The organism is Acinetobacter sp. WCHA55, from assembly GCF_002165305.2.
Taxonomy (GTDB): domain Bacteria; phylum Pseudomonadota; class Gammaproteobacteria; order Pseudomonadales; family Moraxellaceae; genus Acinetobacter.
In genome coordinates this window covers 536,499-552,345 of the sequence record NZ_CP032286.1, presented here as the reverse complement: position 1 = coordinate 552,345, position 15,847 = coordinate 536,499, and the positions used below count along the sequence as shown (strand labels likewise).

General features: G+C 39.6%; 13 protein-coding genes and 1 tRNA gene. 3 read left to right on the top strand and 11 right to left on the bottom strand.

Annotated elements, in window-relative coordinates; all coding sequences use genetic code 11:
• Positions 1-8: 8 nt before the first annotated feature.
• From rfbA to CDG62_RS05425, 6 genes are all read right to left on the bottom strand, one after another.
• Positions 9-878, bottom strand: a complete 870-nt coding sequence (gene rfbA / locus CDG62_RS05450; protein WP_087527996.1) for a glucose-1-phosphate thymidylyltransferase RfbA — start codon at positions 876-878, stop codon at positions 9-11.
• On the bottom strand, positions 875-1,936 hold the full coding sequence (gene rfbB / locus CDG62_RS05445) for a dTDP-glucose 4,6-dehydratase (RefSeq protein ID WP_087527997.1): 1,062 nt from the start codon (positions 1,934-1,936) through the stop codon (positions 875-877). The genes rfbA and rfbB overlap by 4 nt, the downstream gene beginning before the upstream one ends.
• 90 nt (positions 1,937-2,026) lie before the next feature.
• On the bottom strand, positions 2,027-2,797 hold the full coding sequence (locus tag CDG62_RS05440) for a glycosyltransferase family 25 protein (protein WP_087527998.1): 771 nt from the start codon (positions 2,795-2,797) through the stop codon (positions 2,027-2,029).
• Between the two features lie 11 nt (positions 2,798-2,808).
• Complete coding sequence (locus CDG62_RS05435; protein WP_087527999.1) at positions 2,809-3,573, bottom strand: glycosyltransferase family 25 protein; 765 nt, start codon at positions 3,571-3,573, stop codon at positions 2,809-2,811.
• Positions 3,574-3,582: 9 nt separating this feature from the next.
• A complete protein-coding gene (locus tag CDG62_RS05430) occupies positions 3,583-4,554 on the bottom strand; it encodes a stealth family protein (protein ID WP_087528000.1) in 972 nt (323 codons plus the stop codon).
• Positions 4,555-4,591: 37 nt separating this feature from the next.
• Entirely contained in the window at positions 4,592-5,365 is a 774-nt protein-coding gene (locus CDG62_RS05425) for a glycosyltransferase (RefSeq protein ID WP_087528001.1), read from the bottom strand.
• 182 nt (positions 5,366-5,547) lie between these two features.
• Between CDG62_RS05425 and CDG62_RS05420 the strand changes: the two genes are divergently transcribed.
• Positions 5,548-6,717, top strand: a complete 1,170-nt coding sequence (locus tag CDG62_RS05420; RefSeq protein WP_087528002.1) for a nucleotide sugar dehydrogenase — start codon at positions 5,548-5,550, stop codon at positions 6,715-6,717.
• Complete coding sequence (locus tag CDG62_RS05415) at positions 6,714-7,736, top strand: NAD-dependent epimerase (protein WP_087528003.1); 1,023 nt, start codon at positions 6,714-6,716, stop codon at positions 7,734-7,736. Before CDG62_RS05420 ends, CDG62_RS05415 begins: the two co-directional genes overlap by 4 nt.
• A gap of 479 nt (positions 7,737-8,215) precedes the next feature.
• On the opposite strand, the gene CDG62_RS05410 is transcribed toward CDG62_RS05415, so the two are convergent.
• Positions 8,216-9,091: an ATP-grasp fold amidoligase family protein gene (locus tag CDG62_RS05410; protein ID WP_087528006.1), complete on the bottom strand. Its 876-nt coding sequence runs from the start codon at positions 9,089-9,091 to the stop codon at positions 8,216-8,218.
• A 183-nt stretch (positions 9,092-9,274) separates the two neighbouring features.
• Between CDG62_RS05410 and CDG62_RS05405 the strand changes: the two genes are divergently transcribed.
• A complete protein-coding gene (locus tag CDG62_RS05405; RefSeq protein ID WP_087528927.1) occupies positions 9,275-10,207 on the top strand; it encodes an IS5 family transposase in 933 nt (310 codons plus the stop codon).
• Between the two features lie 139 nt (positions 10,208-10,346).
• Here the strand turns inward: CDG62_RS05405 and CDG62_RS05400 are convergent, their stop codons facing one another.
• The 4 genes from CDG62_RS05400 to CDG62_RS05385 all read right to left on the bottom strand — a co-directional run bounded on the left by CDG62_RS05400 (position 10,347) and on the right by CDG62_RS05385 (position 15,845).
• Positions 10,347-11,273 carry a branched-chain amino acid transaminase gene (locus CDG62_RS05400; RefSeq protein ID WP_087528050.1) on the bottom strand — a complete coding sequence of 309 codons (927 nt, stop codon included), beginning with the start codon at positions 11,271-11,273 and terminating at the stop codon, positions 10,347-10,349.
• A gap of 33 nt (positions 11,274-11,306) precedes the next feature.
• Positions 11,307-14,051, bottom strand: coding sequence for a bifunctional [glutamate--ammonia ligase]-adenylyl-L-tyrosine phosphorylase/[glutamate--ammonia-ligase] adenylyltransferase (gene glnE / locus CDG62_RS05395; protein ID WP_087528049.1), 2,745 nt, complete (start codon positions 14,049-14,051; stop codon positions 11,307-11,309).
• 81 nt (positions 14,052-14,132) lie between these two features.
• Complete coding sequence (locus tag CDG62_RS05390) at positions 14,133-15,401, bottom strand: sensor histidine kinase (protein ID WP_087528048.1); 1,269 nt, start codon at positions 15,399-15,401, stop codon at positions 14,133-14,135.
• Between the two features lie 357 nt (positions 15,402-15,758).
• Positions 15,759-15,845 (bottom strand) — tRNA-Leu (locus CDG62_RS05385).
• Between the last annotated feature and the right edge of the window lie 2 nt (positions 15,846-15,847).

Below are 15,847 nucleotides of genomic sequence, written 5' to 3'. Positions count from 1 at the left end.
CGTTTTACCTAATCAACCAATGAGATCAAATACTGACCATAACTATTTTTACTCATAGTATGACCGATTTTTAAAATCTGCTCTTTACTTAACCAACCTTGATTAAATGCAATTTCTTCCAAACATGCCACTTTATAGCCTTGACGCTTTTCTAAAGTTTCTACAAATTGTGCAGCTTCAAGTAAACTACTATGTGTACCCGTATCAAGCCATGCAAAACCTCGTCCAAGTAGTTCCACATTTAAATCCCCACGTTCCAAATACATTTGGTTCACGGTGGTAATTTCTAATTCGCCACGCTCTGATGGTTTAACTTGTTTGGCAATTTGAATCACATCATTGTCATAGAAATACAGCCCAGTTACTGCAAAATGAGACTTTGGATGTTGAGGCTTTTCTTCTAGTGAAATTGCGCGTTTCTGCTCATCAAACTCAACGACACCAAAGCGTTCTGGGTCTTTTACTTGATAGCCAAAAACTGTTGCACCTTTTTCACGCGCAACAGCCTGTTTTAGCATTGGTGTAAAACCTTGACCATAGAAAATATTATCACCTAGCACTAAACACACATTACTATCACCAATAAACTCTTCACCAATAATAAATGCTTGTGCTAAACCATCTGGACTTGGTTGAATAGCGTACTCTAATTGAATACCGAACTGAGACCCATTGCCTAATAAACGTTTAAAGCTATCTAAGTCTTCAGGAGTTGTAATGATCAGAACATCCTGAATTCCTGCCAACATCAGTACTGACAATGGATAATAAATCATTGGTTTATCGTAAATAGGCAGTAGCTGTTTTGATACACCTTGGGTAATCGGATACAGTCGTGTGCCAGAGCCACCTGCTAAAATAATGCCTTTTGTGTTCATTGAGCATTTACACCTAATCTTTCTCGTTGGTAACTACCATCTTGAACTCGACGGGACCAATCTAAATTACTCAGATACCATTCAACCGTCTTTCGAATTCCAGTTTCAAAGGTTTCTAGGGGTTTCCAGCATAAATCTTTTTCAATTTTTCCCGCATCTATGGCATAACGCAAATCATGCCCTGGACGATCTTCGACAAATTTAATGAGAGACTCATACTTTTGACCATTGGCTTGAGGCTTTAATTCATCCAATATATTACAAATCGTTTTTACGACTTCAATATTTTGTTTTTCGTTATGTCCACCAATATTATAAGTTTGCCCTACAGCGCCTGTAGTAATAACTTGATACAGCGCACGTGCATGATCCTCTACAAAAAGCCAATCCCTAATCTGATCACCCTTACCATAAATAGGTAAAGGTTTCATATCTAGAGCATTGAGAATAACTAAAGGGATTAGTTTCTCTGGAAAATGATATGGCCCATAATTATTTGAACAATTGGTCACAATTGTTGGCAAACCATAGGTTCTGTGCCATGCGCGAACCAAATGATCTGAACTTGCCTTACTTGCCGAATATGGTGAACTCGGTGCATATGGTGTTGTTTCTTTAAAAAGGTCCGTCGTTCCCTCTAAATCACCATACACTTCATCGGTTGAAACATGATGAAAGCGAAAAGATTCTTTTACTTCTGCGGTTAGAGTTAGCCAATATTTTCGTGCAGCTTCTAATAAACTATAAGTTCCCACAATATTGGTTTGGATAAATGTAGCAGGACCATCAATTGAACGGTCGACATGTGATTCAGCAGCCAAGTGCATCACTACATTCGGTTGAAAGTTCTCAAAGATTTTTTCTAATTCAACCTGATCACAAATATCGGTTTGGGAAAATTGATAGCGTTCACTTTTTTCAATGGATTGAAGTGACTCCAGATTACCTGCATAAGTCAACTTATCTACATTTAAAACATGATGATGGGTGTTTTCAATAATATAACGTATTACTGCTGAACCAATAAATCCAGCGCCGCCAGTTACTAGAATGCGCATCTCAAGCTGTTCCTATCATTTCATCACATTTGTATTTTGATTTTTTTAAATAAGGTATCAACGTATTCAGTTTAAGTATCAAATCAACTTTTATTTAAACTCAACCCGCTTAGCCACCAACGCATATTTTATTTGTTTCAATATACGTAAAATCTCCAGTCGAACTTTAGCCCAGCCCTTCTTCTTTTGCTTTTTCATCCGAGCTTTACGCTCTGCAAGCAAGTCACTGGAAAGTATCGTTTTCTTTTCAGGAAATAACATCATTTCCTGTATACATAAAGCGGGCGTCATCTGATACACAGGATGAAATGTATGACGTATAAATTCATCAAACATCACCTGGTCTAATGGAATCAATTGAATTTTTTTAACATAATCCAAATATTTTTGAGCACCCTCAAGACTTAGGATATAACCAGCAGTACCTAAGTTTTTTCCCGTGAGCTGAACAATATGACGCATGCCATTTGCTATTTCCGACTGAGCATTACCGAGAAAAACCTGATCTGCAAAAGCTTCTGTCTTAATAATGTCCCATTGAGGATTAATCCAATCTGAGTTATTTAATAGTTCAGCTGCTGCCTCACCTAAATAAACATCATCTTCAAAAACAGCCAAATAAGGAGTGTGTTCATCCACCATTTTTTGCCAAATCGAGACATGGCTCATAAAGCAAGCCAACTCCCCTGGACTTAAAAATTCATCCTGAATATTGAGCTGCATTTTTTCTGCTAAAGGACGTGCTAGATCAGGCGTCAGCGCATCGAAAAACTCAAACCCAACATTCTGTTTGCCGAATTCTCGCACGATATGCTCACGACGCGCAGCCGCTGTTTTTAAGCTAATGACTATATTTTTCATATCGATACTACTTATTTCGATGCAACCAAATGCTTTACAGCATAAAACTTATCACGCCACATCCGCTTTTGTTTTTTAAGACCGTGAGAAAGACTACGCCCTTCTTTTTCTTTGCGGGAAATACCTTGTGCTGCCACGGTGCCCAAGATATCACTATCCAAGCCAGCAGGTTTCACTAAAGCAGGCCACACACCTAAACCCTTCCCATTTTTACTCAGCCATGTTTGAAAGAAAATATCGACAGGCATGGTCATTTTTCTTCCAGCCTGCATAAATGCTTCTGCACCTTGACGCGACCAAACTAAACCGAGACCACGAATAGGGAAATAAAAAGCGTGCCATAAACTCATGTCCTCAATGTCCGTAATATCCTTGGCTAGCTTTTTCTTTTTGCTTGCAATGTTAATCAAATACCAATCCAGCTCTTTATGCTGGTCGAGATACTCAATCATACCATCAAGCTTATTTTTAAAATCTTGGTTGATTTTCATATCGTCTTCAAGCACCACCAAATAATCAGCATCTGTACTTAAAAATTTTTCCGCGCAACCATAATGACTTAAATAGCAGCCCAATTCTGAATTCATCAGTTTACGGCCAAGTACGTCGTTCGCCCCTTGGTCATCGTAGTTTACAAAGTCAGTTAACTCTTTACCACGACCATCGACTGCAGAAAAGCGTTCAAAAGGCCAGTTGACTTGATTCAGCTGCTGGGTTGCTCTTTCAAGTCGTTCCTGACTGCCGTCCAAATTAATCAAATACGTAACAACTTTCATTATGAACCTTTAAACTAGAACCGAATGGGGCAAATAGCCTGCTAATTTTTCCTGCATAGCCGTACTGATTTTCTTCGCAGCATCACTATCCAACTGATCCAAACTCTGTATACAACCGTACTTAATTTCAGGATTATGCAGCGCTTGTATAAAACTGTTCAAACTTTCCTGATTTTTAAGATAGGCCAACTCAAGATCTGGCTTCAATTCCGCCTGCTGCTTTTGAATCTTAATGTGGTTCATTAATGAAATGGGATTCAACTGTTCTACACTACGAAACTTAAACTTAATCTGCGTTTCTAAAAGCTGTGGATGCTCCAGCAAATAATCTTTTAATGCATGACGATCTACAATATGCGGATAATGATGGATTTCAAAGAATTTCTTAAAGCCCAAAACATCCGCACCAAGCATCTGCGCAATCATATGTTTCGGCTGAATTGGTTTTCCAAATTGGCGACTCATCAACTGACGATATTTGAGCTTTGCTTTGAGTGCAAAGCTACTCTGCCAATGACCATAGATCACCAAGCTATCCGCCTTTAAAAAGTCTTCAACTTGCGCAGATGCATTAAAAAAGAAATCATCATTCAGATAGATAAAATAATCTGACAACCCTTCAATATTCCAAAGCATGCTTTCAATAGAACGGGTATTGAAGGTCGGTAAATGCTCTTCAAAACCTCTGAAAATTTCTCGGTGATCAACCACACGAATTTTATCTGTAGCACACAGGCCTTGCGCTGCAAATTCATCGATAAACTCAGGACGCTGATTATCTGCCACCACATAGATATGTCGACAGAACGGTACATATTTCAAAATTGAAGCGATGTTATAATAAATTTCGTTATTACTAGCAAAGCGCGTCGCGCTGACTGCATCAGATGCATCGTCACCAGTCAGATATTTATGGCGTTTCTTTTTGAGTTCAACATCATTGCCATCTACCCAGGCAATCACGATATCAATATTTTGCATTCACTTGATCACTTCAAAATCTGAGTCTAATAGGCACTTATTGCCACGCATCCTTAATCCACTGTGAAGGCAATACATAACGATACCATTTTCCACCACCACCATTAATCGCATCAGGTGGATTGATTTCACCATGGAAAATAATGACCTTCACCCCTTCAGGTTTTACAGGGGGTTTAAAGTATGCCAACGGAATTTTTTGCAAACAGTGATATTTGTAACTCTTGCACCAACTGTCAGGCCAGTAAGAAAGTTTTTTCTCTTGATCGACATACCAAGACAAATAAGCTTGCTCATTGCGGAATTTTTGACGAATTTCATCAAAATGCTCCCGAAAATAAGGCATCAGTCCAGGGAAAGCACCCAGTTTAAAACGGTAAACCGAGCTGTTGCCTGTAATCCGCCAAGGGCGTTTCCAGTCATGGATAATCAGGAAGTCTCCAGGATGGGTAAAAAAACTGTCAATATTATCAACAATCACCACATCCAAATCTAAAAAGAGCGCATTACCCTGTAAACCGTACAAGTCTGGCTCGAATGTAGATAATTTATTCCAACCGCGTTCCGGACTTCCCTCTGGAAGAGCTAAAGGTGGAATGGGGAAACATTCGATTGCAGGGTCAATTCTTTCCGTACGATCTGTTAGACAAACCATTTTAAAATCAACCGTGGTGTGACGCTTCACCATGTTATATAAACGATTGACGTACTCGGCTCCATATTTGGTGCCCCATTTCATGCATAACACAATGTTTTGTTCTGTTTGTGTTTCAGCCTGTTTTGACAACGAGTCGTTTACGTTTTCTAGCATGTTCTATCATCCACCAGCATTCTGTGTTGTATCATAACATTTCTTGCAATAAGTTAGTGTATGGCTTTTTCAAAGCCCTCATAATACTCAAAAATAGTTTGTGCTATGATACGAAATCGCTTAGATAAATCCTTTACAGGGTTCACTTAGCTCTCATATGAAGAATATATAATCAGGTTGATATGAAAATAGCAGTTGCAGGCACAGGTTACGTCGGCCTTTCTAATGCCATGATCTTCTCACAACACCATGAAGTGATTGCACTAGATATCATCGACACGAAAGTTGACATGTTGAATCAAAAAATCTCCCCGATTCAAGACACAGATATATCAACATTTTTAAGCGAGAAACCGCTCAATTTTCGTGCCACAACTGACAAATATGAAGCCTATCGAGGCGCTGATTTTGTCATCATTGCAACACCTACCGACTATGATGTGCAAACTAATTATTTCAACACGCAGAGTGTGGAAAGTGTTATTCGAGATGTGGTAGAGATTAATCCTCAGGCAACCATGATTATCAAATCAACCGTGCCAGTGGGCTTTACGCAAAAAGTCAAAAGCCAGTACAACACTGACAATGTGATCTTCTCCCCAGAATTTTTACGTGAAGGTAAGGCGCTACATGACAACCTTTATCCCTCTCGAATTATTGTTGGTGAAAAGTCAGAACGTGCTCAATTGTTTGCAGATATGCTGATCGAAGGTGCAATCAAAAAAGACAGTCCTGTATTGTTTACTGACTCAACTGAAGCCGAAGCGATCAAGTTATTTGCCAACACCTATCTCGCGATGCGTGTCGCTTACTTTAATGAACTCGATACTTATGCCCAGTCTTTCGGTCTAGACACTCGTCAAATTATTGAAGGCGTATGTTTAGATCAACGCATTGGCAATCATTATAACAACCCATCTTTTGGCTATGGTGGCTATTGCCTACCTAAGGACACCAAGCAACTTCTTGCTAACTACAATCAAGTGCCGAGTAACCTGATTCAGGCTATTGTAGATTCTAACAGTACCCGTAAGGACTTTATTGCAGACTCTATTATTGCAAAAAATCCTAATACCGTCGGCATTTATCGTTTAGTGATGAAAAGTGGCTCCGATAACTTCCGCGCCTCCGCAATTCAAGGTGTAATGAAACGCATCAAAGCCAAAGGTATTGATGTAATTGTTTATGAACCAACTTTAAATGAAGATGAGTTTTTCAAATCCAAAGTCATTAATGATTTAGACCAATTTAAACAACAAAGTGATGTCATCATCGCCAATCGTAAGTCACAAGATTTAAGTGATGTTGAGGATAAAATCTATACCCGGGATATTTTTGGAGGCGATGAATGAAGGTTTTAGTAACAGGCGCAGCAGGCTTTATCGGCTTTCATGTCTCTAAAAAACTACTTGAACGTGGTGATAGTGTTGTCGGTTTTGACAATATGAATGATTATTATGATCCGGCTTTAAAACAAGCACGTATCGACTTACTACATCAAACCGCTCAACAAAGCACTGGCCAATTTGACTTCATTCAAGCCAATCTTGCCGATAAAACAGCAGTTGATCAATGCTTTTTGCAACACCAGTTTGACCGTGTGATTCACTTGGCTGCTCAAGCAGGTGTGCGCTACTCACTTGAAAACCCAATGAGTTATGTAGAAAGCAATATTATTGGCTTTACTAACATTATTGAAGCATGCCGCTACGCGAAAACACCGCATCTAACCTATGCCAGCACCAGCAGTGTATATGGTGCAAATACCACCATGCCTTTTAGTGAGCAACATGGTGTAGATCATCCTGTCCAATTTTACGCGGCAACCAAACGTGCGAATGAGCTAATGGCTCATAGCTATAGCCACCTATTTCAACTGCCGACCACAGGCTTACGCTTTTTTACCGTTTATGGGCCTTGGGGTCGCCCTGATATGGCACCCTTCAAATTCACCAAAAATATTATTGAGGGTAAAACAATCCAAGTCTTCAATCATGGCAATCATAGCCGAGACTTTACTTTTATTTCAGATATTGTTGAGGGTGTGATTCGCTCAAGTGATCAAATTGCTGAAGTCAATCCAAATTGGGACAGTAATTACCCGGACCCATCAAGCAGCAATGCGCCTTTCCGCATTTTTAATATTGGTAATAATAATCCAGTTAAGCTAATAGACTTTATAAAAGCTATTGAAAATTCTACTGGTAAAAAGGCCATCACTGAATTACTCCCTCTCCAAGCAGGCGATGTGCCCGACACCCTCGCAGATAGCAGTGCTTTAGAAAAAAGTGTGGGATATAAACCCTCTGTTTCAGTTGAAGATGGTGTGAAACAATTTGTAGATTGGTATCGTGACTTTTACCAGATTTGAATGAAAGCCACTAGCTAATTAATTAAACCAATCTAAAATAAAACCCTAATTACTGTGTAATTAGGGTTTTTAAATACATCTGTATTTAAATTATAGATCGTTACACCATATAATTTTTCTTACTAAATTACTATCCAACACAAAACTATCTCCTATAACTATACAAACTCTTTGAGATATGAAAACCTACCCTTCGGTTGAAGACTGTCAACTAAATAAAAGAAGCTTATTTTTAAATAGCAACACCTTTGTAATAGGATAACTTTTATCTATGCACGGAGAAGTTTATGAAGTACCTTTTATTAAAAATCACACTATCAAAAAAATATTAAACTCATACAAAACATTGGCTTAAATTAATCAGGAAAAATACCAAAATTAAAAACCAACCGAGCCATCATAGATAATTCCATGATGACTCTATCTTTATAAAAACAATTTATTCATTTAGTTTTTTTTACATATTTATCAATATGTGATTAAGAGCGCCATAATTTTCCAAGTTTTACATCCCACTCAACAGGAGAAATAACCATACGCCCAGCATTTGGAGTCAACGTGATTTCACTAAACAAAACTTCATCTTGTGACAATAGGAAATCAATTCGACTATAACCATATTCCAAACATAACTGCTCAGACAGCTCAACCATTTTATGCATCTTGCACGGTTCTATCACCGATTCTGGCGTATTCTCTTTATAATCCACCGTAAAAGGCTGTAGCACCCAAGAGGTATCATAAATATTTGAATACTCTGTACCATCACGCCCCTGTACATCGACTTCAATATACTTAGGCTGCCCCTCAAAACAATGGACACGACATGTTGTAATGGTGGCATGCGTGTTAGCATCACGATATAAGTCAACATAATGTTCTGCCAAAATGAGCGGCGAAATATTTTTATAGTGCCACTCTCGCTTGCGGTAGTACATATTCATTTTTAAACTATTATTTAGTTTGCTTTCTGCACGATTAATATCAAATCTACTTTTATCACGGCAAACAATTGCACTTCCACTGTCATGAGTACACTTTAAAACGAATTGGTTCGGAAGTTGATCAAAATCAATATACTTAAAATCACAATATGTTCCTACAAGTGGAACCAAATGTTTTTCTCCAATCCGATCTACAACTAACTCTCTTACTGCTAATTTATCGGCTAATTTGGTATGCAATGCACTTCTTTCAAAAATCATTCGTGCAGTAACTTTCTCATTAAAACTTTCAGGTTGATTAAAATTTGGCATATACCCTAATTTATTAATAAACCTCTTCTTTAAATATCTCTCATCAGAAATAAAAAATGTTCTAAATACTTTTGCTTTATATATAAGACTGTTAATCATGGGTGAAAATTTTAAATACATCTCGTTTTTAATAAATAATAACAAATTAATTATACTATGTATGCTTTAAGAATATTATTTTTTACTAAAAGTTCAAAAAACTCTGATCCCTTATAACCAACTAAATGCGGCTTTGTTGCACAAAGCTGTTCTTAAGGGCTTCTTCAGCAATATAATTTCCAAATGAAGAAGCCTACACACAAAATCTACCGCACAACCAATTGGCCCGCATATAACCGAGCTCTCATTAATCGTGGGAATATTGCCATTTGGTTCGATCCAAAAACACAATGGTATGCAGAACCTCAAGGCAAACAAGGTCGAAGTCAAACCTACTCCGACATAGCGATTCAATGCTGTTTGATGATCAAATCTCTATTTAGACTTACTTTACGCATGGTCACTGGCTTTGTTCAAAGCTTAATTAAACTTTGTGGATTAGATTGGACAGCACCAGATTACAGTACGCTTTGTAGAAGACAAAAGCATATTGATATTGCAATTAGTTATCAGAAAAACAGTGATGGGCTTCATCTACTCGTAGACTCTACTGGCTTAAAGTTTTTGGGCGAAGGTGAATGGAAACGTAAAAAGCATCAGTCTGAATATCGTCGCCAATGGTGTAAACTTCATATTGGTATAGATGCTAGAACCCTGCAAATACGAGCCGTTCAGCTCACGACCAACAATGTAAGTGATTCACAGGTGCTTGGGGATTTACTCAATCAGATTCCATTGGATGAGCAGATTGACTCCGTATATACCGATGGCGCTTATGACACCAAGCAATGCCGACAGGTCATTGCAGATCGGCAAGCACATGCAGTGATTCCACCTAGAAAAAATGCCAAGCCTTGGAAAGATAAAAAAGTTCATTCGCTAGAGCGAAATGAATTACTTCGCACTGTTAAACGTTTAGGCAGGACACTATGGAAAAAATGGTCGGGCTACCATCAGCGAAGTCTGGTTGAAACCAAGATGCACTGCATCAAATTATTAGGCGATAAACTCAGTGCTAGGAACTTTCAAAGCCAAGTCAACGAGGTACATGCTCGTATAGCCATTTTAAATAGATTTACAGAATTAGGCCGACCTCATACCCAAGTTGTCACTTAAATTTGAGCAACTTAGGAAAGCTCTATCTTTAAGGGCTTTATGCAACAAAGCCACTAAATGCTATAAAATATAATCCATATATCTTTTTAAATAATAAAAATAAAAAAAGGCTCCGAAGAGCCTTTTTTCATCGAACCATTTATTTTACATAAGTCAACCAGTGCGCGTATTTCGGGTCTTTACCCTGCACTGCATTAAAGAATGTGGTTTGAATTTGCTCAGTGATTGGACCACGCGTACCCGAACCAATTTCACGGTCATCATATTCACGAATAGGTGTCACTTCAGCAGCAGTACCTGTAAAGAATGCTTCATCCGCAATGTAGAATTCATCACGCGTAATACGACGCTCAACCACGTCATATCCTAGGTCTTTTGCAATCGTAATAATGGTTTGACGAGTAATACCATCAAGCGCACCACCTGCGATATCTGGCGTATGTAAAACACCATCTTTCACTAAGAAGACGTTTTCGCCAGAACCTTGACATACATAACCTTGAGGGTCGAGCAGCATTGCTTCATCATACCCTGAATGCGCTACTTCTTGATGAGCTAAAATCGACAAGGTGTAGTTACCCGACGCTTTCGCTTTACACATTGTCACGTTTGGATGGTGATGGGTAAACGATGAGGTCTTCACACGAATACCTTTCGCCATTGCTTCGTCACCGAGGTACGCACCCCAGCTCCACGCAGCAACCACCGCATGAATAGTATTGTCTGTTGCAGCAATACCTAACTTTTCCGAACCAATAAAAATAATTGGACGCAAGTAGCAAGATGCTAATTTATTTTCACGAACCACATCAATTTGAGCTTGCTCTAGTGTTGCTTGATCAAATGGGACTTTCATTTGATAAATTTTTGCAGAGTTCAATAAACGCTTAGTGTGTTCTTTTAGACGGAAAATAGCCGTGCCATTCGGTGTTTCATAGGCACGGACACCTTCAAACACACCCATGCTATAGTGCAAGGTATGTGTTAATACGTGAGTTTTTGCCTCACGCCAGTCAACCAATTGTCCATCTTGCCAAATAAAACCATCACGATCAGCCAAATTCATGACACACACTCCAAATTTATATACACAGTCATGTTACCCAATGCTCACGATTGAGCTTGGATCAATTAATCTTTGCCATAATTTGCAAACGATCACTCGGGTATCGCGCCAGTCCGTAGCATTTACTTGCATGGATTGATTCGCAAGGGCTAAACGGTGGCTCTCGGCTCGTTCACTGAGATAAGCTTGAATCAATGCGGTCGCATCGTCACTGGATAAGCAACTGGCTTTTGCGGCGTCTTCAAGGATTCGTACATTGTCGGAATAATGAGCAAGATCTGGATGAGATCCGCTCCACGCCAACACAGCATACTGTGCCATAAATTCGATATCGACGATACCACCTGCATCTTGTTTTAAATGAAAAATTCCATCTTTTTGTTGTTCTTTAGAAGAACCCAAATGGTCTTTCATTTTTTGACGCATCTTCAGCACCTCTGCGCGTACATTTTCCTCATCTCGTGGCTGCGTCAAAATCCGACAGCGCAATGCTTCAAACTTATCACGCAAACTTGGCTCACCCGCAATCGAACGAGCACGTACCAATGCTTGATGCTCCCAAACCCATGCATTTTTCAACTGATATTGCTCAAAAGCCTTTAAACTGGTGACCAATACTCCCGCTTCACCCGATGGGCGTAAGCGCGTATCGATTTCATAGACCCGACCATCGAGGGTCTGCGTGGTCATCAGCGACATAAATTTCTGCGCTACACGCATCGCAAACTCAAACCCACTGATCGACTTCAACCCATCAGTATCGGCTTGCTCATCCATATAATGAATAAAGACCAAATCTAAGTCCGAGCCATAACCCAGCTCAATCCCACCAACTTTGCCATAACCTACCACAGCAAATGCCAAATGATCGATCGAACAACGCTGTCCTTCGACATCGAGCGGATAACCATGTTTCTTTGCTGTCATTTGGTAGGCTAAATTTAATGTCGTACTGACCGAAACCTCTGCAATATCCGTCAAAGCATCGGATACTTTCATCAATGGGCTTTCTGCCAAGACATCGCTAGCCGCGACTGCCAACACATTGGATTTTTTGAATAGGCGCAGTACACGCATCAAGTCTTCAACATCATCAAGCTCAATGCGAAGCAACTGTTGACGCAACGAATCTTCCAAATCTTGACGGCGTGGCAGCTCAAAGTCCATGGACAAAAATTCATCCAATAGTACTGGATAATGGGTCAATTCTTCACAAATCCATGGACTTACGGTTGCCATTTTCACTAAACGCTGTAACGCCCCTTTACTCTCAATCAACATAACCAAATATACGGTGCGTCGCATCACCGACTCGACCAAGGGCATGAGGCGTAACAACGCGGCTTGCGGCTTATCCGACTGTAAAATCGCCTCAATCAAATGTGGCCAAAACATTTTTAAACGTTGCACCGCTTTTGAAGGCAGTTTTTTCAGCGCATGGCCATTCCAAAACTCGTGTATGAGATTTTTTGCATTCGCATCTAAGACCTCATTTAAACGCACTTCTAATTGACTGAAACTTTCTACGAAAGGGTCATGCTCTTTTTCTTTAATTAAGTGCTCAAACTGATAAATAACTTTGGCGCGTTTTTGGTTTAAATGTTCAATAAACGCATCCCAATTCGCAAAACCCAGGGTATCAATTATTCTTTGTCTGAGTTCTGGTTCTGTTGGCAAAGACTGGGTCTGTTGATCATTTAAGGCTTGAATTGCATGCTCTACACGGCGCAGAAATAAATAAGCATCTTCCAGCTCACTGACCGCTTGACCATCCAGCAAACCCACTTCCCCCAAATGATGTAAGCTGACTAAACATTGACGGTCTTGTAATTCTAATTTTGCCCCACCATAAATCAGCTGAAAAACCTGCACAATAAATTCGACTTCACGAATACCACCCGCACCCAGCTTAATATCATCTTCGATATTACGGCGTAACACCTCACGCTCAATCATGGCTTTCATTTCGCGCATAGCTTCAAATGCGGTGTAATCGACATACTTACGGAACACGAAAGGACGAGTCATGTCCAACAACTCATCTCCCTCTTTGCCCCCTGTTACAATCCGCGCCTTAATCCACGCATAGCGCTCCCACTCGCGCCCATGTTGGCTTAAATACTTCTCCAGCGCCGCATGACTAATGGCCAGTGCAGAACCATCGCCCCAAGGACGCAATCGCATATCCACACGGAAGACAAAACCATCAGCGGTGATATGGTCCAACAAGTAAATGAGCTTCTGCCCCCATAAAATGCAAAATTGTTGTACATCAATGCATTTACGACCATTGGTTTCACCTTGCTCATCAAAAGCAAAGATCAAGTCAATATCACTAGACAAGTTCAATTCTTGTGCACCGAGTTTCCCCATCGCGACCACAATTAAATCTTGAATTTTATGGTTATAGCCCACAGGCTGACCATGTTTAGCCACGAATGGCGTTAAAGCAAACTCTTTTGCCACACAAATGGCTGCATCGGCAAAATCAGATAATTCCCGCGTTAGCGTCATCACATCGATCAGTTGATTGGCATCCTGCCAAATCCAGCGAAACATTAAACGCGCACGTAAAATTCGGATGGTGCGCATCCATGTGGTTTCATCACTGATTTCTTTTAAAGTGTTTTGAACGACATCGAAAATTTGTTCGGTGGTCAATGGCTGAGAAAATTGATCAATTGCATAATCTTGTTCAAGATAAACTTGATGTATAGATAGGACTTGTTCCGCATATTGACTTGCGCGCAATGTCTTTTGCAATTGCTCAGCATTCATGATCGACCCTTTCGCATTGTTTTGGTTATTTATAACAGCAGATCATGAGATTAGGCGAATTATTTTATAAGAAAAGTATGATTAGTCACTAAATTCTTGCTGAGATGTCGCGAGTGACAGCGCTTGATGTGTACTGTTCGAACGTGGCAGGCTGACGATAAAAGTTGAACCGATGCCTTCTTTCGATGTGACTGAAATTTCGCCTTTATTCAAATCAACAAACCGCTTACACAGTACTAGACCTAACCCCGTACCCTTCTCCCCGGCTGTGCCCTTAAAACTAATGGTCAGCTTAGGTTCAAATAAAGATTCGATTTGCCCCAATGTCATGCCTAGACCCGTATCTTGAATATAGATATCGATAAAGTCATCACGTTGTTTGGCATCAATCGTCACAACACCTTCGCCATGCATATGAGTAAATTTCAGTGCATTTGATACCAAGTTTTGGATTACCGAAGTCACCATATTGATATCTGCAAAAATTTTTAAATCATCGGGGACACGATCAATCAGTTGAATATTTTTATTGATAGCCAACGCATGCAACACATCAAAAACGATTTGAGAGGACTGCTTAAGCTTGTAATGAATAGGGTGATAAACAAAGCGCCCGCCTTCCGCCATAGCCCAATTCAATAAACTCTCTAACAAGCTATAGGTCGATTGTGCGGTATCATGCAGATAATCTGCAATGCTTTGCACACCAGACTCATCCAAACTTTTGCGCTCTTCCGCCAATACTTCTGAGAAACCAATTAATCCATGAAAGGGAGCCCTTAAATCATGTGCAATAATTTGGAAAAACTTGGTTTTACTAACATTCATGGCCACTTGTTGTTCATACAACTCTTTGAGCTCTGCGTTTTCCATGCGCAAATGTAGCAGATTAAGAAAACCAGAGGCCAATTCATGCACGTTTTCTACAGCATCTTGCGTAAACAAATCCAACTGCTCATCAAAGAAAATCACTTGCCCTACAGATTTATCCGATGCCTTTAAATCCAATGCGATAATCCGCTGATGTTTAAACCCTAAAGAACTGACCTGCTCAGAAACATGATGATAATGGCGATGCAGGGCATCAATCGTGATATCACCTTCAAAATGGGTAGAAAAATTGACTTCGACGGGTAACTGAAAAGCATTGAATGCATGCTTACCCGCATACCAACTATAAGGTTCATTGCTAAACGTTAAAATTGCGGCATGTGCACCTAAAATTTTTCGCGCAAATTTGAGAAAGCTCTTAATTTTATTGTCATTACTGTTCACGCCCAACAATAAAGATAAGTGACAAGCACTTAACTGTTCTGTGTCAGACCCGACATCTAGCAATTGAATACCCATTTCTGCCTCATCTTTGTGATTTTTTCGGCACAAACCTATTATTTACTTCTATTTATTAGCAAATTTTCAGCATTAAAACAATATAAAAATACAACAATACAAGCGTGGCATTTAACAAAAAAATCAATTATGTCAAAATTTTATCTTGCGACTGCTTTTGCTTTTTGAAAATTCGTTATTTATCAGAATAATTAATACAAAATTTTGATGCCATCATGAGTAAATAATCAAGTAAACCCACACTGAACATTCAATTACTTTAAGCCATCTGTAACGTTTTACTGCGATTTAATTCAAATGTTAAATTTCAGGCAATAAAAAACCCAAGACTTAATATGCTTGGGTTTTTTAGTATCTTGGTCCCGAGGGTCGGACTCGAACCGACACGTCATCTCTGACAGCGGATTTTGAGTCCGCCGCGTCTACCAATTTCACCACCTCGGGAA